Origin of the sequence: Sphingobacterium bambusae, assembly GCF_033955345.1 — a bacterium.
In the GTDB taxonomy this organism is placed as follows: domain Bacteria; phylum Bacteroidota; class Bacteroidia; order Sphingobacteriales; family Sphingobacteriaceae; genus Sphingobacterium; species Sphingobacterium bambusae.
In genome coordinates this window covers 4,384,713-4,408,097 of record NZ_CP138332.1, presented here as the reverse complement: position 1 = coordinate 4,408,097, position 23,385 = coordinate 4,384,713, and the positions used below count along the sequence as shown (strand labels likewise).

The window sequence follows — 23,385 nt, the reverse complement described above, 5'->3', positions numbered from 1 at the left end:
AAGGAGCGGCTATCCGTTTGCCGCTCAAAGTCCTATACTTAAACCAAAAGAGGCGCTGCGCGGCAGGCCCAGTTCATTAATCGGCGTTGCCGGATCCCAACCTTCGCGGTTGGCGCGCCACAGGATGCCTACATTAGAGAGCAGCCCAAAGAGCTCCACACTGCGCAGGCCGCGCCAGCTCCCCAATTGGTAGGTCAGTCGTATATCGTTGAGGCGAATGACATCGCCCTGCAGCACATTGGCCTCTACCCCGTTGTAGAATGCGTTGCGAAAGGTATCAAAGGGATATGCAAAAGAAGGCACATTTGTGTGCTGTTCGTCGCCCGGCTGTTGCCAGCGCTGCAGGAAGCTAGCTTCTAGGGGGCGCCAACTGCCAAAAGCACTAAAGCTCTGTGTGCGCTGCCGAAAGAAATAGGCAAAGCGAAAGCCCACATTGACCGATAGCAAGATATTACGGTAGCGCAAATCGTTGCGCAGGGCGCCAAACCACTGCGGGGTGGCCGTGCCATGTAGGCGCAGCTCTTCAATGGGCGAGTTGTTGATCATGTTGCGCCAGTCTTCGCTACGCTCGCCGTTGAGAAAACCTATGGGGTCGCCCGTCTCGGGGTTGAGCCCTGCCCAGCGGTAGCTAAACACCCCAAAGGCCGGGTATCCCTCTAGCGGAGCCACATCCTGCAAGGTGCTCATCACCGGCCGGGCTTCGCCCATATATTGGGTCACCATCACCTTGTTGTAGCTCAGTAGCAGGTTGCTAGACCACTGCAGGGCGCCGCGCAGGTTTCGGCTATTTAGCTGCAGGTCCATGCCCTTACCCTCTAGGTTGGCGCTATTCATGGTTAGCCACCTAAAGCCCACCGTGGGGTCTACGGGTGTGCTGGCAATGAGGTCTACCGATCGGCGGCGGTAAAGGTCTATGGATCCGCTCAGGCGGCTGTGCAGCAAGGCAAAGTCGAGCCCTAGGTTTAGCGTTTTCACCATCTCCCAGCGCAGGGAAGGATTTGGCGGCGTGGCCAGCGCGGCTAGGGGCATACGGCCAAAGGTGCCCAGCTGCGTGGTGTGGCTTATGCTGGTCAGTGCCGCCACCCTATTGTTCACATTGCCGCTGTGCCCATAGGAAAGGCGCAGTTTCAGCTGCGATAGCAAGTCGCTGTGCCAAAAACCCTCCTGTTGTATGTTCCAGGCGGCGCCTACTGACCACAGGGGTGCCCATTTGTTGTTGGTATCCACGCCAAAGATGTTGGATGCATCGCGGCGCGCGCTGCCATATACATCATACCTATCGCGGTAGTTGTAGGCCAGGTTGGCATAGTAGGATACGAAGCGGTCGGTGAATGATGTGCGGCTGAAGCCCGCGTTGCCTAGACGCTGCGTGCCGCCTAGGTTATCGATGGTGGGCAGCAGGCTGGCCATATCCACCGGCAGGAAGGTGAGGTTGCTGGGGTTGTAGCCATAGAGGCGGCTGCCGTCGGCGCCGCTGCTCACCTCACGCAGCTCCATGCCCAGCATGGCCGATAGGCGATGGTGCGTGGCCAGGCTGCGCTCGTAGTTCAGCTGGTTGCGCAGGGCCAGCGACTGCCGTTCGCTGTTGTTGCGCTCCAAAATGGCGCCCATCGGAATGCCATATTGCAGGCTGCCGCCCTGCTCGCGGGTAAACAGGTTGATGAGGCCGCGCGCGAGGTAAGACTCCACAGCGCTCATAATCTCTGACTTGGTATTGTTAAAGGCCGCCTGCCCGCTTATGCTGTAGCTTAGCCCCGGCAAGAGGCGCAGGGTAGCGCCCAAGTCGAGCAGCAGCTCGTTGGCGACCGATTGGTTGTCGCTATTGCGCAGCTCGTCGTAGGGGCGGTAGCGCCAGTCCAGCAGGCCGCGCTCCTCCAGCCCGTCGAGGTAGCGGCTGCTATAGCGAAAGTTTACCGGCATAGCCTGCCCCTGCTCGTCCACCAGGTCGGCATAGGGATACAGCGGCACCTGCTCATAGCCAAAAGGCGAACGTGTGTCTAGCAGGCGGCTAAACATCAGCTTGCCCTGCAGCTCGAGGCGCGTGCCCAGCTTGTGGTTGTAGGCGCTGTTCATCGTGATGCGCTGCGTGCTATTCTCGCGCAAGAAAGGCTGCTGCCCATCATAGCCCGCCGAGAGGTAGTAGCCGTTGCGCTCGCCGCCGCCACTCATGTTTAGCGCATAGCGCTGGTCTACCGAGGGGCGGTAAAAATAGTCCCTATAGTCCTGCCGTATGTCTATGCCGCGCAGCACATCCAGCTGTGCTTGCAGGTCGGCCTCGGCCAGGCTGCCCTCGCGCTGCAGGCGCAGCAGCTCCACCACCGGCGAGAGCGCCGGCGGCCGTGGGTTGTTGATCTGCGCATCATAGAAGCCCCGCGCAAAGAGCAGCATCTCCATATCAATATAGGCCGAGCTGCCCGCCTGCCGCAGGCGAAAGAAGTCGGGCTGGGCGCCGATGCTTAGATTGCTCACCAAGTTGATGCGCGGCACATCCTGTGCGCGCCCCTTCTTGGTCGTGATCACGATAACCCCATTGCCGGCCCGCGCCCCCCAAATGGACGATGCCGCGGCATCCTTCAGCACCGAGATGCTCTCCACATCGTTGGGGTTTATGGTTTCTATGGCCCCATCATAAGGGAAGTTGTCTAGCACAATCAAAGGCCGCGCCTCGCTGTTTATGGTGCTTATGCCGCGCACGGTCAGGTTGTTGTCTGTAGCGTTGGGGTAGTTATAGGTAAAGCGACGCCTGTCAAAGGCGATGGCCGGCGTTATATCCTCCAGCCGGTTCAAGATGTTTGATACCGGCGAGCGCTCTAGCAGCTCGCGGCCAATGCGGTCTACCGAGCCCGTGAGGCGCTCTTGGCTGATCTTTTGGTAGCCCGTGTTTACCTGCACCTCCTCCAGCTGCTGCTCGCCGCGCAGCAACACCTGCAGGCGCTCGCCCAGCGTGGCATAGCTGCGCTCGTGCGCCACATAGCCCACATGCGTGATGCGCAGCAGGTAGGGACTGCTAAAGGACGAGAGGTCTACCCTGCCCTCGGCGACCTTTAACACCCGCCCATTGATGGCGATGTTGTAGCCCACGATCTCCTGCTGCGTGAGGCTGTCGCGCACCGTGAGCTGTAGCGCAGGCTGCGCCATGACGAGCAGTGGCAGCATAGCGAGCAGCAGCCCTAGCGCCCTGCTCACACCTTGCTTAATTCTGTTCATGTGCCCTCCTTCCCTTTATCAGCCATATGGGCAGTGTGGCGCGCTCTTCGCGCAGTTGCAGCCCCGCCTCGCGCATGGCCGCCAGCAGCTGCTCGGCCGTGCAGTCGGCCAAGCTGCGCCGCTCCACAAAGCAGTGCGCCGCCAAGTTATCGGGGTCTAGCAGGGGCAGCGCGCTAGGCAACCTGTTGTAGGCATCAATGAGGTATGATAGCGCAAAGCGCCCCTCCTGCGGTCCTTCTGTCGGTCGGTTCGGCGCCGCCAGGCGCAACACCGGTATCTCGCGCTCCGCCAAGCTGCAGCGCAAGCCTAGCGCCTGCTCGATGCTCGTCAGCAGCCCCTGCCTTATGCTGCTATCGGGCGTGTGCAGCGGCAGCTGCGCCTCGTAGCAGTAGCTGTGCCGCAGCAGCCATTGCAGCCTGTCGCCCATGTGGCGGTGGTAGGCCGTGGCCGCGAGGTTCAGTTCGGTATCTTCAAAGACTATCCGGTTTTTATCCACCGGGCTGCTATCTAGCGCATAGCTCAGCAGCTGCTGCAGCGACTGGTTGTAGCGGTATAGCCTTTTGCTGCTGCCCAGCGTGTCGGGCAGCAGGCCCACCACTGCCGCCGCATCGCGGCGGTAGCCCGTTAGCAGGCTGTAGTATAGGCTGCCCTCGCTGGCTATGCCCCCTGCCGACAGCAGGGGCCGCTGCTCGGCAAAGTCGTCCTTATATAGGGCAAAACTGCTGTCGCTATCGTTTAGCAGGGCGGCTATGGCAGCCTCGTCCATGGCCTCGCTGCCGCCAATGTGCTGCAGCCTGTTGTGGCGTATAAAGACGAGGTGCGGCAGCAGGCGGTGCGGGAAGTAGCTTTTCAGCAGGCTATCCTGCAGCAGCAGTGGCAGGCGGCTCTGCTGCAGCGCTTCGTTGTGGGCAGCAAAGCGCTGCACCGTAGCGGCATCTTGCACGGTCACGGCCAATACCTGCAGCCGCCCCTTAAACTGCGCCTGCAGCGCCTCGGCATGGCGCATGGAGCTGATGCAGCTGGCGCAGCTGGTATGCCAAAAATCGAGCAGCAGCAGCTCGCTATCGGCATATTCGCGTAGGCTGCCCGGCCTAGGTTCCTGCCCGCCATGCAGCAGCTGTAGCGGGGTATCCCAAAAGGTGGGCGGCAGCGCATCGCCTATGCGTAAAGCGGCTAGGGGTGCTTTCGTCCCTCCCTGCTGTGCGCCTGATGGGCCTGCCACCATGCTCAGCAGCAATAGCGGCAATACACACATCAAGGGTCGCCGTAGGCTGGGTTTTCTTTTTAGCCGCCCGCTCCAAAGGAAGCGCGCGACTTGGCGCATCAGCGCCCATAGCGCCCACAGCAGGGCCATGAGCAGTTGCAGTTGTGCCTGCGGCGGATGCGGATAGCCCGCATAGCGGCGCCGAAAGGGTACATAGGGGCGCCGCCCTGCCGTCCGCGACAGGTGTGCCCGCCCCAAGCGGGGCTGGTGTTGCATATTCTGCATATTCTTGGCTTTTTAGTGGCTTTGTTTTGGGGAGCGTGCTTATGCCGAGGTCGAGTTACGACCCTTCGTTATAGCGAAGCCATTAACGAACCATCGTTACGGCGAGCTCGAGTAACTATCCTTCGTCATTGCGAGGCCGAGGAACGAGGCCGCGGCAATCTTCCCCCTCCCACTAGCAACAACCCAAAACAAATCCTTATGTCTTAAAAAAAAGCCGAAACGGAATAAAAAGCGGTTTTCACAAAGGTCTATAATACACTGTACAACAATCCATTTCGGAAAATTAATTACAAAACCGGCCACCCTCGCATATCTCGAAGAGTAGAAATGTGTTTACCCACTCTTGCCAATCAGAAAAAAAACAGTTAGATTTATAAAAGCTAAAGTATAAACCGTTTGCTGTTATTAACCGCTTGGCTCGATACACTCTTGCCCTTCTTGGTATAAAAAGGCGACCGGTACAGACAATCTATATATTCCACAGGCTAAAAACGTGTTTTTTTGGTGTGTAGAATTTGAGTAGCATCCATATGGGATGGATGCGCACGCCTAGCTTGCGGGCTTGTCTGCTTTATCTTTTGCCCCCCTAAGCCGGTGGGCGCTTTACGTTCTTATAGCTTATATTGAGGGAATGCTGCCCCGCTCGATCTACTGTAGATCGCGGATGCTGTTGTTGCTTGCTGTTTAATCGTCTCCTCATAATTCTTTATGGTTTATATAGGATAAAGATGTTTACTCGGAAAGCTGGAGAAGTTGGCTTAATTGGTAAAACCAATAGGGCGAACTCCAAAGCTCTGGTAGAGGCACCGCTAAGAGCCACTAGAATGGAAGTTCTAGTTCCACAGAGTCTGACATGAAGTTCGCCCTACTGGACTACTATCTTCAAAGATAATAAAATCCAATAGATAGCGAACCCACGGTCAACTCACATGGAAATTTAGCGGTTTTCTACTGCGAGTGACATCGTAATCGAAGTAAGCAAAAGCTCACCTCATTATTGTCGCTTATATATTGATTCAAAGATAGTAACAAAAAACAAACGCTCCAAATAATCGGAGCATTTTTTTAATGAAAACATATACTGTAAAAATATCAAGACTTGATTACGAGATCATCAATCGGGTTAGGGAGATCCGAGAGAAAAAAGGAATTTCTCAACGCGATTTAAGTGAACTAATGAACTTAAGCAAGAGTTTTGTTGGGAAAGTTGAAGCATTAGGTCAGCCTGATAAATATAGTATAAGGCATTTAACATTAATAGCTACGGCATTGAAGTTAAAGTCTCTTGACGAATTACTCCCGAAAGCTATACCGGATCAAGACATTATTGAAGTTGTTTATCAGAAAGTGCCTAAACTGAATAAGGCGGGGGTTGAGAGCAAACAACTTGAGGAGAGTATAGTGGAAATTAAAGCTATTTAAGGATAAAAAGCGTCCCAGCGAGCACAAAAACTGTAGTAAAACTCGAATTAGCAGAAGGAAAATATTACTAATGAATGAAAGAACTACTTTTTATCCCGCTGTTAAGAAGAAAATCTTCACCTAAATCTATGAGAAAAGTGGGATCGCCAACTAAAAAGGTCAACATAATTTTCATTTCCGGCATTGCGATCGTATCAATACTAACCATTTTTGTATGCTGGTTTTATTACGTATTTTTAAATAGTCTTTTATTTGGAAACGATGCTCAAAAAACCGGGCCAATAGGTGATTCATTGGGAGGCTTCTCTACTCCGATTATTGGTATAGGAGCTGCAATATTAACATTTTTGGCATTTTGGGTTCAATTTAAAGCCAACAAACAGCAACAAGAGGATTTGAAAATCGAGCGCTTTGAAACCAAGTTTTACGAAATGCTGCGAATCCACCGAGACAACGTAGATCAAATTGGCATTAATAATAATATAGAAGGCCGGAAAACATTCTCTAGATTATTTAATGAACTTAAGTATACCTACTATTACTGTTTGAATAATATTAATGAGCAGCAAAAGAATTCGACAACAAAATTAGCAATCGAAAAAATTTACAATATATCTTACCTTATTTTTTTCTTTGGTATAGGCCAAACATCTAGTAAGTTAGTGGATGATATTTTGGATAACGAAAGTAAACCCGTCTTTGAGAAACTTGCAGAGTGTATCAATAAAACACAAGATTTTTACAGAAGACGTACTAGACCCCTCTCTCTAAAAGCAAAAGTATCGGAAAATGAGAGTATCAGATTCTTTTATGACTATGTTCCATTTCAAGGTCATATGGGTAATTTAAGCCATTATGTCCGTCATATTTTTCAACTTGTAAAATTTGTTGAAGAGCGTTATCCAATATCGGCAGATATAAAAGCTAAGAACGATTATATAGCGACGCTAAGATCACAACTATCTACTTACGAGCAAGCGTTTCTTTATTATAATGCCCTTTCTGTATTAGGGCGACCTTGGTTAGAAAGCGAAAAATCGGAAGGCGGATTGCTAAAAAAATACCCTATTATAAAAAGTCTCCCTAAACCACTAGCCGATTTTTATAAAACACCTGACGAAATATTTGGAACGGCTGAAAAAAATGACGACGAAAATATTCTTTTCGAGTGGACGGAAATAAAAAAGAGATACACAAATATTGATAAAGAGAAAATCACATCATGATCAACATAGACAAAGCATTTAACACCGAGAATCGAAGTATATACGAGTATTTTGTTCAGCCTGGAGTAGGATTTTATATCCCGCTCTACCAACGCGAATATAGCTGGGATACATCCAATATCGAACAGTTATTAGAAGACATAGCAAAGGGTATTGAAGACCTCTCCGATGATAGCACAGAAAATCAGATACGATTTTTAGGTACGATAATAACAGTTACCGAATCAGATAAAAACAACGTACAGCCCCAGGACACTAAAGCACTTCCTCCTGCCATAGAAAAGGTGATTGATGGGCAACAACGTTTATCTACAATTACATTAATATCGGCTCTGCTATACAAGCAGATCACGGTAATTGAAGAACGTTTAGAAAAAGCTTCAAAAAAATTAGATGAGCAATACAATGGAGCGGAAATTTTATCAGAGATTTCCGAAGCGTGTAAAGATTGGAAAAAGAAGCTTCAAGCAGTTTTCGGTGTGGACCTAAATCGAGGAACACCCTCTATAAAACCAAAGATAATTCGCGGAAACATCGATAAGTGGGTGATGCGTGAACAACAAAACGAAAGTTACCTCTCCCAGATATCTGGCTATTTATACGCTTTCATTGAACATTTTTTCAATAATGGAGAGATGCCGACTTTCGATAAGCAATCCAACGCGGGGAGAAACTTAAAGGAAGTCAATATATGGCTAAACAAACATGTGGCGTTGGCACACTTGGACAGTTCAGAGTTTTGCGATGCGCAAACTATTTTCAGTAAAATTGACGAAGATAATCTCTGGCAATACAAACGCCCCATTTTAAAAGAAATTTTGGAGACCGGTGATATAACAGACAAAAACACATTCTCTTACCATCTATCTTCTTTAGTCCAAACATTCTCCGTATGCCATTACTTACTAGATCGCTGCTGTTTTACCATTATAAAACCCGCCAATGACGACTGGGCATTTGACATGTTTCAATCATTGAATGCCACGGGTACACCGCTCACAGCAATAGAGACCTTTAAACCCGTAGTCGTTCAAGCCGTTCCGAATTTTAAAGAGGCGTCGGAAAATGAGTATTTCACCAAAATTGAGAAAGCTTTCGAAAATCTTTCGAGCGCAGCGCAAAAAAGCAAGTTAACAAACGAACTACTAACATCATTCGCACTTCCCGTGGAAGGCAGAAGATTGGCCACTCATTTTAGCGCTCAAAGAAAATGGTTGGGAGCAATTTATGGACAGTTGGATTCAATTGCAAAGAAAACGGAATTTATCAAGTACTTTGGTAACTATACAGAATTCTACGATGATGTATGGAACAAATATAAAGGGAAGGACAAAATGCCTCCCTCGATCCTCGCTGGTACTGCGGAAGCTGATCTAACATCCCTATTGCTATTATTTTTAAAGGAGAGTAACCATAAGATGGCGATTACTTTTTTAGGTACGTTTTATAACGATCTGGTCGAGGGTAAAGAAAACTCCGCTTCTAAATTTGTTTCAATAGTAAAAGCTGTATCCGCTTTTTATCTGATATGGCGTGCGCATCAATCCAATTCTGGGCTAGACGATGTCTATCGTACATATTTTAGAGGTTCTACAAAAATAGCTATCGAAAGTCATACGTGGTTAACGAATCCTAATTTCGAAGTTGGTAGTATTAAATCATATCTGCGCGATAAGCTTCCTAAAGAAAAAGCAGATTGGCTCGCCACTGCAACTATAAATTGTACCTATAGTTCCTCGTATAGCGTATGTAAGTTTGCTCTATTTAATGCAGCGCACGACACTATACCGGACGACGCGAACCCGGGTTTATTTAAAAAATCTACCGCAGGAAAATCAGATTACTTGCGTTTAGAAAGGTGGATAAGTGAAGAATTAGATTCGATTGAACATATTGCACCGAAGGTTAATAAAGGAGATTGGATGCCTTCTATTTACTCGGAAAATGATTTATTTGACAAACTTGGAAACCTAACGTTGCTCCCACGTGGTGTCAACACAAGCGCTAGCAATAAAGGATGGGATGAAAAATTGATCTACTATAAGCATTTAGGAGAACAAGATCCTGACCGTTTAGTAGAGCTTACAAATAAAGCGAAAGCAGATAATATCCCACTGAAAGATTCCAATCTTGAAATTTTAAAAAGAGCGAAGTATGCAGACCATATTCGCCCACTCCTAAATATTCCTGAGAATCATCAATGGAACGATGAAATTATTATCGAAAGATCCCGAAAAATTCTAGACACTCTGTGGGATAGAGTTATAGGTTGGTTGGAGTAAAAAAAGATAAAAACAAAGCTATGCGGAGACCTATTAAACTCCGCATAGTTACAAATTACATTTCGTAAAATAAATTGTGATCACAAAACATCTTTAACTCGCCCCATTAGACTGTGAAGAAACTGCCCCCAATATCCTGTTAGATCTCGGTACGCTTCGTCAGGGTTATTGTTCATTGACTCTGCTTTGCCATAAGATAATATAAGTAAAGTTAGAGCTTCAATAGTTCTACGTGAAATTTTAACTGCCTGATCTCCTGTAACTGTGCCAGGATCAGATTGTGCTATGTCTTTTATCGGTTTATACATTTCGCGGTAGAATGGATGTCTAGTATTAATACGAATTATTACTTGCCCATTAAGATGTTTTATATCAAAAAACTCTTTACCCGCGAAGCTGACCGACTCTATCACAAACGGCTCTTTTCTTATTTTTGCTTTATAATCTTGCTGTAATTTAGAATCGCTTCCTACCACGTCCATCGCTAACTCATCAATTACTTCCTCAATTTCAGCTGCTGTTTGTTGACTTATAGCTCGGCTCTTCGGCATAGTCTTATTCGCCTCGTTCGCTGCTTGAGTTATGGGATTATATTCTCCCTGATGCTCTTGTTCCTCTCTCGAAACTTCACCCCAAATATCTTCGATAACCTTCCGAGCTTGAGTAATAGGATTTCTCAGTGCTTCACGAATTTTCATACGTAACTCTCCATGAGGTTCTACCCCTCTCTTGACATTCCGAACGCCGAAGTAACCATCTAAATCCGGCGAAAATGAAACTTCTATACCAATAAAACGGTCTGGATTTTCTACTCTGCTCGGGAAAATTCGTGGCACATTTGTATAGGCAACTTCACGTCCCAATCGTATAAAGCTAATCGCACCCTCATTTTCCGGAACACGCAATTTCGTCGCTAAAGTATCTCCTCCCCGCCCCCTACTCCTGATAATCTCCTTTGGATACAATGTCACTTTAAGCAGAACTGTGGAATCTTCGACCTTTATGCTTCTCTCATCAATAACCCTAGCATCGTAGTGCTCTTTTACCCTACTGTCAGCTTTATCCTTTGTAAGAGCTAAATAATACTTTTTCAACTCTTTATCTTGAAATGAATTTTTCATAATCATCAAAGGATCGTACGCTAATAAACTTTGCCCATTGACAGAGATTTTGATACCGCCATCAATAAAATGTCGAAACATTCGCGCAAGTTCCTTCTTTATGTCTTGCACTAATTCATCGTAATGCAAAGCATGTCTACCATCCTCTAAACGATCTACTCTTGACCAAACAACCACTGTTCCTTTTGCCTCTGTTGTTAAAAGATCTCTCACTTCTTTTTGAAGTCTTAGTTCTTTTGGCGTTTCAACCATAGGTTCTTCTCCTGCCTGTTCAGTTTCAATAGTCTTATCTAAATCAAAATAGACATGCATCCAAGGATCATCAACATTAACTCTGCTCCAGACATCGAACCTTCGGGCGAAATTAAGTGCTGCGAACTTTGAACCAACCCCATATTTGCCGATAGTATTCGTGCTCATGTAGCGAGTCGAAAATCCTATTTGGGGATAATATTGAAGGAGTTCTGTATTCATGCCTGTACCATCATCTATGAAAACAATTTTAGTTACGCACTTTTTACCATCCTTATTTTTCCCTTCAACAAGATGTATTGCAATATTATTCGATTCCGCTTCGATACTGTTATCTATAACTTCTCCCAAAGCCGCCTCGATGCTATAGCCAGAGTCCCTTAACGACTGTAGAGCTTGCCCTGTTTTAATAAACGGCACACTTCTGTTTAATTCTGTATTCATATATTACTTTTTAATTTTAACAATCTTATCAACCTCTTTACGAATTTTAATCCGAATTTTCTTTATTAAACTTTCAGATACCTTTAGAACACCTGCAAGCTCTCTGCAATTTTGGCCGGATATTAAACCGTCCAAAACTTCATCTGCACGCGAATGGATACATCGACATTTATCTTTAATACGGAGAAGTAGATCCGCTGTAAGAATAATACTATCTGTCGTATCAGTAGTGATAAAAAATTCTTCGTGGTAATATGGATCACTATCATAATATAGTTCCACAAATTTCGGAGTATTGCGTTTTTGGCGATCAACTATTCTACGCGCATCTCTTACGAGATTCCATTCGAAATAAGCATCAACTTTACGTTTTGAGTTCAACGATAAATCAATAGCTTTGTCATAAATATCAAAATCCTTAGAATTTTGAGGATACTTCATTTGCTTTTTCTGAAACGCCAAAATAGCAGAAAAGCGTTTTTCAATGTCTTCAATAATCATATGTAGCCTTTTTGTGACCCTCGTACCCATTCGGTGTACTCAAGTCCATAAACAAAAAATTAATTCGATCAGAAGCTATACTTCAATCTCTATTAATATATGGGACAAATAAATAGAAAAAAGTTATTTAATTTTGAATTTTAAACGCGAATATACACATAAAAACCTGAAGATCAACACAGTAAAACTAAAAAAATATTTTATTTTCAAATTTACTGAAGTAGTTATGTTTAGATCGATCGGCTTTTTCGTACTTACTAAACCTAGTCTATCCAAAACTCTGAAGGTATCCTATTGCTTCATCAATAGACCTACAAACAACATCTGCAGATTGATGACAAATTGCAAAATATCGCGAAAAAACTTTGTCACTTTGTGATTTTTCATCTACAAGGATCACCAACTTATTTTTTGCTTTCGAATAACCAATTTCTAGAGCTAAACCATAGCCCGAAGGATTTTTCTCATCCATGAATCCAAGTACGATATCGCATTTATCCAAATGATATAGGTCCCAAGCTGTATATTTCTCTACACTTTCGAGATTATGCTGTTGTGGGTTGTAAATCGTGAAAAATTCTGAGAGTTGGTTTATAACGTGTTTATGCCATCCTCCTCTAAACCCTCCCGCTAAATAAATCTTTGGTTTCATAATTACTTCAAATTAGACATTGGGATTCTTTGCGAAATAGAATAAAAATAACGTTTGGCATTTCCCAATCTAATACACAGAAAAGGAAAAGAAATGTACAAAATTATATGTACCGACTCATACTTAAAAAAGTGTAAGCCGAAGAGCTGTAAAAAACTTCCTATTAGAGCTATTACAGCAAATATCATCAGAATAGTCGAAGTGTGGTCAAAAACTGAAGCTCTAAACATAAAAGTATAGATTTTTTGATCCATTTCAGGATTTCTAGACATAAATATATCTCGAATCTCATTCACTTTCATCTGCGAAGCCTCACTGATACCATCATCGGTCAACCTACGCTTCGCCGCAATGAGCGCTTGCGAATTTTCAAATTCATCTTTCCAAATCTCAGAATGATATTTTTGCAAAAATTTGCTTATCTTAAATTTTTTAGTTTTCTCAATTACAAGATCCTGAATGCAAATCTTAAATTGTGTCAGACCATATACAATGAATCCTAAGACATATGCTAAAACTATAAGCACATAAGCTGGGTTTAACAACTCCCAACTGAATAGAAAATCATTTTTCACTCCTATATTTGAAGTAATAAAAAAATTAAATAAGATAATAACAAGATATCCAGGAATAAGATAACCAATTATGTCCCAAACAAATTCCTTCAAACTGGAGAAAACGTCTTTCATTTAAACAAAACAAGCAATACATCCATCACCTTCGTCGGTGAGGATATCCAATAATAAGTGAGAATTATTTGTTACCGACTTTTTAGCACGCTCCTGCCTTTTAATATAGTCTCGCTTAATTTGTGCTACCCGAGCAGGCTTAGCGAGATCTTCTAAACGTTCGTCCATCCAAGAGTAGCCTTCCTTCTCATACTCTATCGCTTTAGTAAAGCGATCTGGGTGTTGTTCAAGGAGCCATACCCATTCAATCTTTTGCTGAAAAAAGCAAAAGAAGCAACCCGACCGTGATCGAGCGTAGGTACCCTTCTGCCCATCGACCTCAAATTCAATAGGCTCGTAGTAGGCCGGAACGCCTACACCAGACTCTCTAAGTAGTCTAAAAATATCTGCTTTAATTAAAATATCCGTATTATCCACCAATGGAAAATATGCCTCCGTTGCCATAGGTTTATCAGACATTTTCAAGAATTGGAAGATGACGCGGTTAAAAAGCGCCGTATCCATATCTAGCAACAACTGCACTTTATGCTCCAAAAGGAAGGACTTAGACAATGGTCTTTCTAATGTTTCGACAATACGAGTCCAAGTATCAGTAGTTTGCTGATCGCTATACAGCTTCAATAACAAATCCATGTTTGCATTATCAAAAGCCATCTTCATGACATCGATGCTCCAGATATTTTGGCGAAACGGGAAAATGGATTGTATATTGGATTTTTTGGAGATATAGCCCTCTCGATCCTCATCGCCACGGATGCCAACGTAAGAAATAACCAGATCATCTCCCACATAATCTTCAAAAGGGTCAAGCTTTAATTTCTTTGTACACCAACGCGCCGTCGACGAAGGTAAAAAACCACCAAAAATCTCGTAATAGTGATCAAAAGGGTTTTGATGGCTATCTTCAGCAGCAACCAATCGGTGGATCTTCTTGCCCAAATAATTTTCTAGGTTATCAATCAGTTGATAGGTTTCTTCGAGCTCCTTGCCTGTATCTGTGGTATAGTATTCGATATCCAGATCAGGATAATTATTTTTCATATAAATAGCTAGAGCGGCACTATCCTTGCCCCCCGATATCCCCATAACATGTCTTACCTTTCTAGCCATCTGTATTTAGTCGTTTTTAAGTTGCTCGTCCAAGAGCCGCGTTAAGATAAAGATATTTAAATTTTTATCATCCGTCAATGCCTTCATTAACTTTTCCTGTTTCTTAGCGGCCTCTTTAAGCTTTTCTTGATTTACTTTGACAATGCGGCTATTGGAGCCCGATTGCACATTTGTTACCTGCACTTTAAAGGTGTGATCGATATCTGTAGCATCGGTAGCAGCCAATATATCTGTAAAGTTATCGAGATCTTCTACAAAATCTTTAAACTTGCGGTGTAAGATATCTTCTTCAAAATCCTGCACATTATCTAATGACTTTCCAATAACAGCCTGCGATACCGAATTTAGCCAAGCCTGCTTATCGTCTAACGGCGAATTGATACGCATCAAGAAAGTCTTCAATTGTGGCGGCAATAGATCGCGTCTTGCCTTTGCAAACCGTGTTTGCAAGGCAGCTCTCCATTCTTCGAAGGATACTGCATCAGAAATGCCCAAGATCTCTCTACGCATGTAATCCTCAAAGCGTTCGAGCAAAGCTTCGTAAGCAGTCTGTATTTCTTTGATGCTGCGGCGCAATTCGTCAAAATAGCTCTCTAGCTTTGCCGGTGCTTCATTTAATTCGGAAATGCTATACCCCAATGCTTGTGGAAAATCTTCGAAAAAGGATTTTTCGGGATCGGTAGCCTTCGAAATAGCATCGCGAAGGCGCTGCGCTTCCTTGGTTATCCCCTTTGTTTGCTTTGCGTAAGCAGAGAGGTCTTTGTAGAACGTAAGAAAGGGCACAATGGTATTGATAAAGCTCTTGTTTGAAAGCTCGTCTGCAGTGGCTTGACTCAAGAGTTCACGGTAATTGTTAAAGACATCTAGGCGGATGCCTTCCACGTGAAATGCTTTTACACTGTAATCTTGCGGCTTTCGGATCAAAAGATCTAAGGTATCCACGGAGATATTTGGAATAAATTTGTTCCCCTCATGATAGAGGGCGAAGCTCTCTCTCCGCACCAGTAAAAACAACGGCAAAAGGAAATCTAACAAACCTTTCTTGATCTTGTAGGGACGTTTGGAAACGATATCTACAAATTCCTGCAAAGGTCGTTTTGTTTGCTTGCTCGCTTCTAAAAACTGGAGGAATTCTTTCCACACAGGCTGAAAACTATCCGCGGTAGGTTCCATTAGCTGCCAACTTTCCCCGGCCTGCTTATGGAAACCTTGTTCCTTCAGCAAGGACAGATAGATGGTTTTATCTGGCGGAAAGAGCTGAGCTGCATATCCCAATGCCTCTTCCGGCTCCCGCTCTATTAGGTTGGCGAGTAAAGTTCTTCGAGCGGTAGAAATAGCAGCAGATAGTTTACTTTTATTAACCATCTCGTTAGCATATCGCGGTGCATGCTCATACACGCTAGCTGCAACTTTACTCAAGTAACTATTGAGTTGGCCCCAATTGCCTACCTTGTGGTGCAAATCCTCACCATTGTAATAGAGACTGATCTGACTATGATCCAACCGTTTAAGACTCTCCATCACCGTTTTTTTCAATAGATCAGCCTGATATCTTAGTATGCCATTCAGTTCCCTTACCGCAACACGATCGCCTTCATGCTTCTTACGGGCAATTTCGACTTGCTCGGTATACGCTAAAAGTTCTGCGATCTCTGCAGTATGCTTGTAGTAAACATAGATGACAGCCTCATCTTGATCAGCAGAAATTAATCGAATAGTATCTTCTGTGCAGGTACTGGAAAACACTAAGTTTATATAGCCATCGACCTCCCCTTTTGGTACCATCGATATGGGCTCGTCAGATAAAACAAATTCATAATAACGCGGCGTGCCCGTTTCTAGATAATGCTGTTTCGCTAAAATAGCAGGAAATGAAAAGAGCTTATTCAAACGTTGACTGATACTGGTCACCTTCGAAATCTCCGTTCTAGCGAGCTCTATGGCTTCATCGATATCCACATCGGTGCCTTCGAATAGTACAAATCGTTGATCATGCTTTCTGAAGCGTATGATACCAAAACCTTGCAATCTACGTAATACCACTGTAGCATCGTAATCCATGGTAAACTGTAGGTAGTCCAATATAAACTGTTCGTCAATCAGCATGGATTTTCGCGCGAACAAAGTAAGCAGTCCAACAGATTTGATAATGCCTAAGGCTTGCTGGAGTTCTTCACCTTCAAACAAGCCCTCGGCTTTTTCCAATGAATCCAGCATGAGTTGCCAGTTCCGGAAATTAGGATGATTTGGCGCTGTGATGACTACGTAGTAATGGTAGCGCAAATAATCAAAAACGTGGACTAGGTTAAAATACCGTGCATGCTCGTCTTGTTCAAATTGCTGTATGCCTTTATGATCATCTGAATCTAAAAACGTAAAAAGGGAACGTTCATTTTGCCCATAGCGTTGCAAAGCAAGGGTAAGCACACTTCCCGATAGAATATCTAAAGGAAAGAGTTTACTGGCCATTTCTTCCGTCAAATAATCGTTTAACGGGAAGGCTTTAGCGCGCTTGACTAATTGGAATACATCTTGCAAACCGGGTTGAACCCACTTACGATCTTGTACAAACAGTCGTTCTGCCGCTACTAATAGCAGCTGCTCTGCAGGAACGTTAAACGCTATTTCCTTAAACCGCCCTTTTACCTTGATCCATTCGTTGCGCTGCGATTCAGATAGATGAAAAGCATATGCCGAAAAATCTTGGTGCAATGTAGTGATGAGAATAACATTGCCTTTGGGATCGTTTACAAACTCGGACAAACGCTGTAGGAAGTAGAAATCAGCTTCGGGGTTTGCACTTTTAGCAGCATATTCCAAAAACTTTCCAAACTCGTCGATACGAACCAATAAGGCTTGCCCATTTGCACGAAGAGCATTTGCTTTCGTTTGAAATGCTTCAATTACCTCCTGCTGCTTACAATGCAACTCCTTGGCCATGACTTTCTCTAACGATTCAAACTCGCCCACGATATTTAAAAACTCATAAGAGGAATATCCTCTTAGAAAGTAATCAAAATGGTCGAAAAATTTGGCATCTCCTTTAAGTGCGCGCTCTAGCGCCCATAGAAAAACAGACTTACCGCTACCATAGGCACCGATAATAGTAAACGCACGCGCGCCGGAATTGGCTGTCTCGACAATCTGTTCGAAGGCAAGTTGCCCGTTTATGGTTCGGATATAGTTAATCTCTCGATCCTTATCACGAATAATGTTTACGGATGGGGAAAAACTAAATGTTTGCATAGGACTGAGCAAAATAATTTTTGAGAATTTTATATTTATCAAGCTTGCTCTTTAACTGCAACACTTGATTACCGGCCGTTTCTGTATAGGTAGCATACTTACTTGGTATGTCTTTTAATAGGCTGACCAAGCTACCTTCGGTCAACAAGAAAATATTACCCAAAGACGATGGATCGTTTGCCAAATGAGACAAACTGATGCTCTGCCCATAGGTAGGATTATCCAAAACAACAAACAAGAGCAACTCTATAGGCAGCTGCTTGGGTTGCAGATCAAACTGATACCAATCTAAAAGATGACCATCTTGATCCAGTTGCTTAAAGCTTGTAACCAAAGCCAATTCTTGCAAGATGCTGTTATAGGACTCTTCTATTTCGGAGGATTTCTGGTTGACATAATTCGCTAGAAAAACCTTTATATCGGAATCCAACGTAGCTGAACTGAATGTCGCTTTTTCTTCAAGAATCACCCGATTTAAAAAACGCTTGAGGTGCTCTTTTGTAAACTCTGTACGTTCCCGACGAAATTGATTAAACACCATGTTATAGATAGAAGCTTTTTCTTTCTTGACGAGTTGATAATGCAATAACCACAAGGTTAGCGTGTCTTCCAAGTAGGGATCAACGCCACCATCAGCAAAAATAAAATCAGCAAACGAGGTTACTTGATCTTCCTCGTCGACTATATCAAAAGCCTTTAACCAGAAGCGAATGGAAGTAACCATATTTTTGCCCACGCCAAGCGCTACAACCGCATCATCGTCGGTAAACCTTTTACCTGCTTTGACAAGGTCATAGCCTTTTTTAAGCCAATATATCTTGCACGAAAAGGTTTCGTGCCCTGAAAATGATAATTTCCCCATTGATACTACTTATTCAATTAGAAAGCCATTGCGCGTAGTCGAGCCACGGCATTGCTTACCGCATCCGCGGTATGTTTGATTTCTTCCTCGGTATTAAACCGACCTAAACTAAACCGGATGGAAGAATTTGCTTGTTCTTTCGTTAAGCCCATGGCCAACAACACATGTGATGGTTCCATAACGAGGGAATGGCAAGCGGAGCCGTTGGATACGCAAATATCTTTTAGCCCTAACAACATAGCCTCGTTGTCTACCCCATCGAAACAGATGTTACTGGTAGACGATAGTCGATTTTCAACAGCACCATTTATTCGCGTTCCCGGTATCTGCAAAAGCGCTTCTTCCAGCTGTGCGCGCAGTTGACTGATACGCCCTTCATCCCTTAATATCTCTTGCTGCGCAATTTCAGCCGCCTTACCCAAGCCTACAATTCCGGAAACGTTTAGTGTGCCACTGCGCAAACCGCGCTCGTGCCCACCACCGTAAACTAAGGATTTTAAACGCACATATGGATTGACATATAAACCGCCAATGCCTTTTGGTCCATAAAACTTATGCGCGGAGAACGCCAAAATATCTATCTTGCCAGGTACATATAGCGGAAACTTGCCCACGCCTTGTGTTGCGTCGGTCATGAAGAGTGCACCACGCTCATGTGCGATATCCGCTATTTTGGTCAAATCTTGTATAACACCGGTCTCGTTGTTAACAAACATCACGCATACCAGTACGGTGTTGTCCTGAAAAGCTTGTTTTAGCTCTTCGAAATCAATCAACCCTGTGTCATCTACCGAAAGGTAAGTGACTTCAACGCCTATGGTTTCCAAATACCTGCAGGTATCTAGCACGGCAGGATGCTCCGTTTGCACTGTAATGATATGCTTGGCCTGTCCCGCTCTAGCAGGGATACCTTGTAAAGCGATGTTAATAGCCTCGGTTGCGCCAGCCGTGAAGTAAATATCTTCTTCGTTGACATCTAGCAACTCCCCTACCTGACCGCGAGCCTGCTCTACAGCTGTCTTGATCTGCCGACCCATTTTATGGCTACTTGCTGCATTGCCAAACATATCCGTCAAATATGGCATCATACTCGCTAAAACCCTAGGGTCTAACGGAGTAGTCGCGTTATTATCGAGATAAATGAAGTCGTTTTGCATGAAGCTTGTCGCTTTAATTGTAGACAAATATAACCTTTATATATCGAATATGATATGTCATGATACGTCTAAATTAACGAGTATCTGCAGGATGGCTAATACTCAATATTTTAGTAAAGCAACATTTTTGGAGTTGACTGTGTGTAAAAAACTATATATCTTGCTTATCGATAAATATACACGGCATGATCGACAGACTCTCCTAATACATACACTGCTTTCAAAAACTAAAACGAGACATGAAAAATGGTGGTGCTCCCCACAAACCAATACTGCTGCTAAGCATTATCGAGCAGTTTGAACAGGGATTGTTTTTTGATGAACATATTTCTATAGAACCGCAGCTTGTCGCTACTTTTAAAGCTCTTTGGGCTACCCTCGTCGTTACAAAGCATGACCCCATCTTTGCACTTCCTTTTTATCATATGCGATCGGAACCTTTTTGGACATTAGTTGCTAATCCTGGTTGTGAGCTTTGGGTTGAATCGAAATCTTCCATGCGTAGCTTTACCAATCTAAACACAGCGCTGCGCTATGCTATTATTGATCGCGATTTAGCTGATCTTCTGTGCATACCAGAAAACCGTGCTGTACTCCGCGATGTGCTTCTCACGGCTTACTTTCCAGAAGCAGCAATGGGTCGGGTAAACTTATACGAGCCACCTGTTGCTACGGCACATATGCTGAATGAATCTGCTACTGCATATCAGCAGAACCTCGTTGAACTAAAACGGCAACTTAGCACAGAAAGCTACCAAGAGGAAGTGTACGTGCGCAGCGGGCTATTTAAACGAGAGATACCACGTATTTACCATAACACCTGTGCGATATCGGGTATGCGCGTCGATGCGCTGACTACTGCATCCATGATCGATGCATGCCACATCGTACCTTTTTCGGAGGGATACAATGATACGCTCGGTAACGGTATTGCTCTTTGCCCTAACTTGCATCGTGCCTTCGACCGGGGTCTTATCTCCCTATCTGACAACTACACCGTTCTAGTCAACAAAAATTTTGTTGAAAACGACCGATCGGTGTTTAATCTTCGACAACTTGAGGGTATTAGCATTCGATTACCGGATAATGTTGAACATCATCCGGCTCTAGAGAACCTATGGGAGCATAGACGGAAGTTTGGGTATTAAGGAGGATATTTTTTAGAAAAAATATTTCTATGGAAATAGTGATATTCCAAATAATACTATAAATTAGATCTCCTAACATTATCCAATATGACCAAAAAAATAATAGAGTCGAAATTTACATTTTTTAAAGCGGGGCAAGGGTGCTTCTATGGAGGCAGGATCTTTAATATTGAAAAAAAGAAAATTTACACAATAGTTTACGATTGTGGCACAAGTAAAAATGTTAGCGGGAACACCAAAAGCTTATCCGATGAAATCGCTTTTTTTGAAAAATACCCTTCATTTACAAAGAAAGCGAGGAAAGTCATCGACATTCTATTTATTTCGCATTTGGATTACGACCATGTATCTGGTTTGAAAAAGTTATTGATGCTATTCGAGGTAAAACTTATCGTGCTTCCGTATTTGGACGATGAGCTTAAAGCCATAACATTGGCATCCGTATCCTATACTTCGCAGAGTGATGAAGATGAAGAGTTGCTATCCATTGAAGAATACAATCTTTTTATTCAAGACCCTGCCAGTCTTTTACGAAACAGAAATAATGATGCTACAATCATATACATTACAGATGAAGATGATGGAGATGAGAATGCACAGCAATCTAATATTGGAGTCGATGACGTAGTTGTAACGGCAACCTCACGAAATGATATAGGTACTACTGGAATCAGTGAGGTTTTAAAAAACAATGCGTACATAGCACTTGATGATCATTGGGAATTCATTCCACATAGACTAAAGGTTGACGACAGCAAGATTAGATTGTTTAAAACTGCGTTGCGAAAAAAAGTCAAAGATTTTAAAACAGTATCCTTAAAACAATTGATCCTAAACAATCGAAAGTTTGCACACGAATGTTATGAAAAATTGATTGGTGAAGTAAATTGCCATGGCTTGGTTTTATACCACGGACCGATATTAATCAAAAATAATACTTCAACATGTTCGATTTCCGTAGAAAACAATATAGTAGGCTTCGCCTATGGTAAATATTACTACACCGGAAACACTGAGAATCACGTCGGAACTTTACTAATGGGCGACACGTCTATAAATCCAAAAAATAATCCTATCAAATTCCCAGTCAGGATCTCCAAAAAATCTGAAACTATGGCCATAATTCAGATCCCTCATCATGGAGCAAAAGCAAACTGGTCATCTACAAGATTTTCTAAGTTTTTTAATATACCTGTCGAAGGAGAAGCATGTTGCCCCATGGCGGTATGCAATTTCGGTGTGGGGAATAGATATGGTCATCCGCACCCAAGCATAATTGATACATTGTCAATAAACTTTCTACCCAACACACAATTTAACAGAGTCGATGTTGAGATTAATGTATGCAAAGAAGCGGCATCCGAAGTTACTAGTTGAACGCGGAAACAAATTCGAGTCAAGACCGAAAAATAAAAGATGCTATGGATGACCCTAGGGGTGGGGTGCGCCATTGTGTGGCGGGGAAGGGAGCGTATTGAGGTAGACTGAACGCCTAGGAAAAACATCTGCATTCAGCAGGCTGTAACCTCTGCATCAAAAAAATGCATCGAAACACCGATAAAGAACTAAGGCAAATGATCCACAAGGAAGTAAAAGAAAACGAGCTATATCTCTATATTAACGGAACGTTGGTGTATAAGCGATGGCTGGATACCGGTGCATCGAAGGTATTTGATGTGATGGCCTATGATAAGTTTACCTTGGCGAGTATTAAAGCATTTGATGCTACCACGACAAGCTTGTTGATTGTTAAAGCGAGGGTGCGGCTAAAGCCTACCGAAGAAGGCGGACGAAAAACCGGCTTGATATCTGGCTACCGCCCTAACCATGTGTTTGCTTATACCGCCGAAGGAAAAATAGGCACCATGTATATAGGCGAACTGCTATTTGATGATGCGGAACTGCTGATGCCTGGCGAGGAAAGGCTGCTGACCATTCGCTTTATAGCGACGCCAGAACTGGAAGGGCTTTTGACGAAAGGGCGCCTGTGGTGGCTGCACGAGGGCTCGGTATTAATTGGAGAGGCGACCATTATGTAGCGACGCAAGATGCTATAAGCATTTCATTTTTCGCTATTTTCCTGAATTTTTATCGGTATATTAGAAAAACCAAATTATGACATGAAAACAATAGCTGGTAGAAAACTGAAATATCTTGATTATCTACGTAAGTTTCCAGATTGCCCTTGTGCAACGGAATACAAAGAAGTAACGATGGACGCCTACCGTTGGGAAAAAGACCCGATGGATGAAACAGCCTTTTTACCCCTCAATATCATCAAAACACCTCCACAGCGAGTACTGGACGAAAACGACCTTATGTGTAAAGGCTATGGTCTTTCGATGTTTAGCAGTTTGGCTTTGGCCGCGGCAAAATATAGAAAGCTTATCGATAAATTTAGGTCTGCTGAACGAGAAAGAAAACAAGAAGAATATGGCAGCAAAATTGCTCTACTGGGATTAGACAAGGAAGACGGCTTAAAGGGCGATCATCATTCATCTAGCGGTCATTTTACATTCCACGAGTATGAAGGGGTTGACCTGCAAAGTAAAACAAATATTTAATATATTTGAAGAT

The 23,385-nt window shown here is 43.9% G+C and carries 17 protein-coding genes; 7 read left to right on the top strand and 10 right to left on the bottom strand.

The window, feature by feature from the left end:
* Positions 1-24: 24 nt before the first annotated feature.
* Entirely contained in the window at positions 25-3,138 is a 3,114-nt protein-coding gene (locus tag SCB77_RS18355) for a SusC/RagA family TonB-linked outer membrane protein (protein WP_320186639.1), read from the bottom strand.
* 55 nt (positions 3,139-3,193) lie between these two features.
* A complete protein-coding gene (locus SCB77_RS18350) occupies positions 3,194-4,696 on the bottom strand; it encodes a TlpA family protein disulfide reductase (RefSeq protein WP_320183452.1) in 1,503 nt (500 codons plus the stop codon).
* Positions 4,697-5,764: 1,068 nt separating this feature from the next.
* On the opposite strand from SCB77_RS18350, the gene SCB77_RS18345 reads away from it, so the two are divergent.
* The 3 genes from SCB77_RS18345 (at position 5,765) to SCB77_RS18335 (ending at position 9,626) form a co-directional block, all read left to right on the top strand.
* Positions 5,765-6,118: a helix-turn-helix domain-containing protein gene (locus SCB77_RS18345; protein ID WP_320183451.1), complete on the top strand. Its 354-nt coding sequence runs from the start codon at positions 5,765-5,767 to the stop codon at positions 6,116-6,118.
* Between the two features lie 74 nt (positions 6,119-6,192).
* A complete protein-coding gene (locus SCB77_RS18340) occupies positions 6,193-7,344 on the top strand; it encodes a putative phage abortive infection protein (protein ID WP_320183450.1) in 1,152 nt (383 codons plus the stop codon).
* A complete protein-coding gene (locus tag SCB77_RS18335; RefSeq protein ID WP_320183449.1) occupies positions 7,341-9,626 on the top strand; it encodes a DUF262 domain-containing HNH endonuclease family protein in 2,286 nt (761 codons plus the stop codon). The genes SCB77_RS18340 and SCB77_RS18335 overlap by 4 nt, the downstream gene beginning before the upstream one ends.
* An 80-nt stretch (positions 9,627-9,706) precedes the next feature.
* Here SCB77_RS18335 and SCB77_RS18330 read toward each other — a convergent pair whose 3' ends face one another.
* The 8 genes from SCB77_RS18330 to SCB77_RS18295 all read right to left on the bottom strand — a co-directional run bounded on the left by SCB77_RS18330 (position 9,707) and on the right by SCB77_RS18295 (position 19,660).
* Positions 9,707-11,443, bottom strand: coding sequence for an ATP-binding protein (locus SCB77_RS18330; RefSeq protein WP_320183448.1), 1,737 nt, complete (start codon positions 11,441-11,443; stop codon positions 9,707-9,709).
* 3 nt (positions 11,444-11,446) lie between these two features.
* Entirely contained in the window at positions 11,447-11,944 is a 498-nt protein-coding gene (locus tag SCB77_RS18325; RefSeq protein WP_320183447.1) for a hypothetical protein, read from the bottom strand.
* A 268-nt stretch (positions 11,945-12,212) separates the two neighbouring features.
* Positions 12,213-12,596, bottom strand: a complete 384-nt coding sequence (locus tag SCB77_RS18320) for a nucleoside 2-deoxyribosyltransferase domain-containing protein (RefSeq protein WP_320183446.1) — start codon at positions 12,594-12,596, stop codon at positions 12,213-12,215.
* Between the two features lie 2 nt (positions 12,597-12,598).
* Positions 12,599-13,285: a hypothetical protein gene (locus SCB77_RS18315; RefSeq protein WP_320183445.1), complete on the bottom strand. Its 687-nt coding sequence runs from the start codon at positions 13,283-13,285 to the stop codon at positions 12,599-12,601.
* Positions 13,286-14,395 carry a phosphoadenosine phosphosulfate reductase family protein gene (locus tag SCB77_RS18310; protein ID WP_320183444.1) on the bottom strand — a complete coding sequence of 370 codons (1,110 nt, stop codon included), beginning with the start codon at positions 14,393-14,395 and terminating at the stop codon, positions 13,286-13,288. It lies immediately after the preceding gene.
* A 6-nt stretch (positions 14,396-14,401) separates the two neighbouring features.
* Complete coding sequence (locus SCB77_RS18305; RefSeq protein WP_320183443.1) at positions 14,402-17,641, bottom strand: hypothetical protein; 3,240 nt, start codon at positions 17,639-17,641, stop codon at positions 14,402-14,404.
* A complete protein-coding gene (locus tag SCB77_RS18300; RefSeq protein ID WP_320183442.1) occupies positions 17,628-18,503 on the bottom strand; it encodes a DUF4007 family protein in 876 nt (291 codons plus the stop codon). The genes SCB77_RS18305 and SCB77_RS18300 overlap by 14 nt, the downstream gene beginning before the upstream one ends.
* A 17-nt stretch (positions 18,504-18,520) precedes the next feature.
* Positions 18,521-19,660, bottom strand: coding sequence for a cysteine desulfurase family protein (locus SCB77_RS18295; RefSeq protein WP_320183441.1), 1,140 nt, complete (start codon positions 19,658-19,660; stop codon positions 18,521-18,523).
* 239 nt (positions 19,661-19,899) lie between these two features.
* Here SCB77_RS18295 and SCB77_RS18290 point away from each other — a divergent pair, with 239 nt between their 5' ends.
* From SCB77_RS18290 to SCB77_RS18275, 4 genes are all read left to right on the top strand, one after another.
* A complete protein-coding gene (locus tag SCB77_RS18290) occupies positions 19,900-20,808 on the top strand; it encodes an HNH endonuclease (RefSeq protein WP_320183440.1) in 909 nt (302 codons plus the stop codon).
* 87 nt (positions 20,809-20,895) lie between these two features.
* Positions 20,896-22,185 carry an MBL fold metallo-hydrolase gene (locus SCB77_RS18285; protein ID WP_320183439.1) on the top strand — a complete coding sequence of 430 codons (1,290 nt, stop codon included), beginning with the start codon at positions 20,896-20,898 and terminating at the stop codon, positions 22,183-22,185.
* 164 nt (positions 22,186-22,349) lie between these two features.
* A complete protein-coding gene (locus SCB77_RS18280; RefSeq protein WP_320183438.1) occupies positions 22,350-22,847 on the top strand; it encodes a hypothetical protein in 498 nt (165 codons plus the stop codon).
* 81 nt (positions 22,848-22,928) lie between these two features.
* The gene (locus tag SCB77_RS18275) at positions 22,929-23,372 is read left to right on the top strand and encodes a hypothetical protein (RefSeq protein WP_320183437.1); all 444 of its coding nucleotides are present in this window, start codon (positions 22,929-22,931) and stop codon (positions 23,370-23,372) included.
* The last annotated feature ends 13 nt before the right edge of the window (positions 23,373-23,385 follow it).

What these genes read in the sequence shown, in the direction of transcription:
- SCB77_RS18355 (WP_320186639.1), bottom strand. Translation starts at nt 3,138, where the DNA reads ATGGCGCAGCCTGCGCTACAGCTCACGGTGCGCGACAGCCTCACGCAG.
- SCB77_RS18350 (WP_320183452.1), bottom strand. Translation starts at nt 4,696, where the DNA reads ATGCAGAATATGCAACACCAGCCCCGCTTGGGGCGGGCACACCTGTCG.
- SCB77_RS18345 (WP_320183451.1), top strand. Translation starts at nt 5,765, where the DNA reads ATGAAAACATATACTGTAAAAATATCAAGACTTGATTACGAGATCATC.
- SCB77_RS18340 (WP_320183450.1), top strand. Translation starts at nt 6,193, where the DNA reads ATGAAAGAACTACTTTTTATCCCGCTGTTAAGAAGAAAATCTTCACCT.
- SCB77_RS18335 (WP_320183449.1), top strand. Translation starts at nt 7,341, where the DNA reads ATGATCAACATAGACAAAGCATTTAACACCGAGAATCGAAGTATATAC.
- SCB77_RS18330 (WP_320183448.1), bottom strand. Translation starts at nt 11,443, where the DNA reads ATGAATACAGAATTAAACAGAAGTGTGCCGTTTATTAAAACAGGGCAA.
- SCB77_RS18325 (WP_320183447.1), bottom strand. Translation starts at nt 11,944, where the DNA reads ATGATTATTGAAGACATTGAAAAACGCTTTTCTGCTATTTTGGCGTTT.
- SCB77_RS18320 (WP_320183446.1), bottom strand. Translation starts at nt 12,596, where the DNA reads ATGAAACCAAAGATTTATTTAGCGGGAGGGTTTAGAGGAGGATGGCAT.
- SCB77_RS18315 (WP_320183445.1), bottom strand. Translation starts at nt 13,285, where the DNA reads ATGAAAGACGTTTTCTCCAGTTTGAAGGAATTTGTTTGGGACATAATT.
- SCB77_RS18310 (WP_320183444.1), bottom strand. Translation starts at nt 14,395, where the DNA reads ATGGCTAGAAAGGTAAGACATGTTATGGGGATATCGGGGGGCAAGGAT.
- SCB77_RS18305 (WP_320183443.1), bottom strand. Translation starts at nt 17,641, where the DNA reads ATGCAAACATTTAGTTTTTCCCCATCCGTAAACATTATTCGTGATAAG.
- SCB77_RS18300 (WP_320183442.1), bottom strand. Translation starts at nt 18,503, where the DNA reads ATGGGGAAATTATCATTTTCAGGGCACGAAACCTTTTCGTGCAAGATA.
- SCB77_RS18295 (WP_320183441.1), bottom strand. Translation starts at nt 19,660, where the DNA reads ATGCAAAACGACTTCATTTATCTCGATAATAACGCGACTACTCCGTTA.
- SCB77_RS18290 (WP_320183440.1), top strand. Translation starts at nt 19,900, where the DNA reads ATGAAAAATGGTGGTGCTCCCCACAAACCAATACTGCTGCTAAGCATT.
- SCB77_RS18285 (WP_320183439.1), top strand. Translation starts at nt 20,896, where the DNA reads ATGACCAAAAAAATAATAGAGTCGAAATTTACATTTTTTAAAGCGGGG.
- SCB77_RS18280 (WP_320183438.1), top strand. Translation starts at nt 22,350, where the DNA reads ATGCATCGAAACACCGATAAAGAACTAAGGCAAATGATCCACAAGGAA.
- SCB77_RS18275 (WP_320183437.1), top strand. Translation starts at nt 22,929, where the DNA reads ATGAAAACAATAGCTGGTAGAAAACTGAAATATCTTGATTATCTACGT.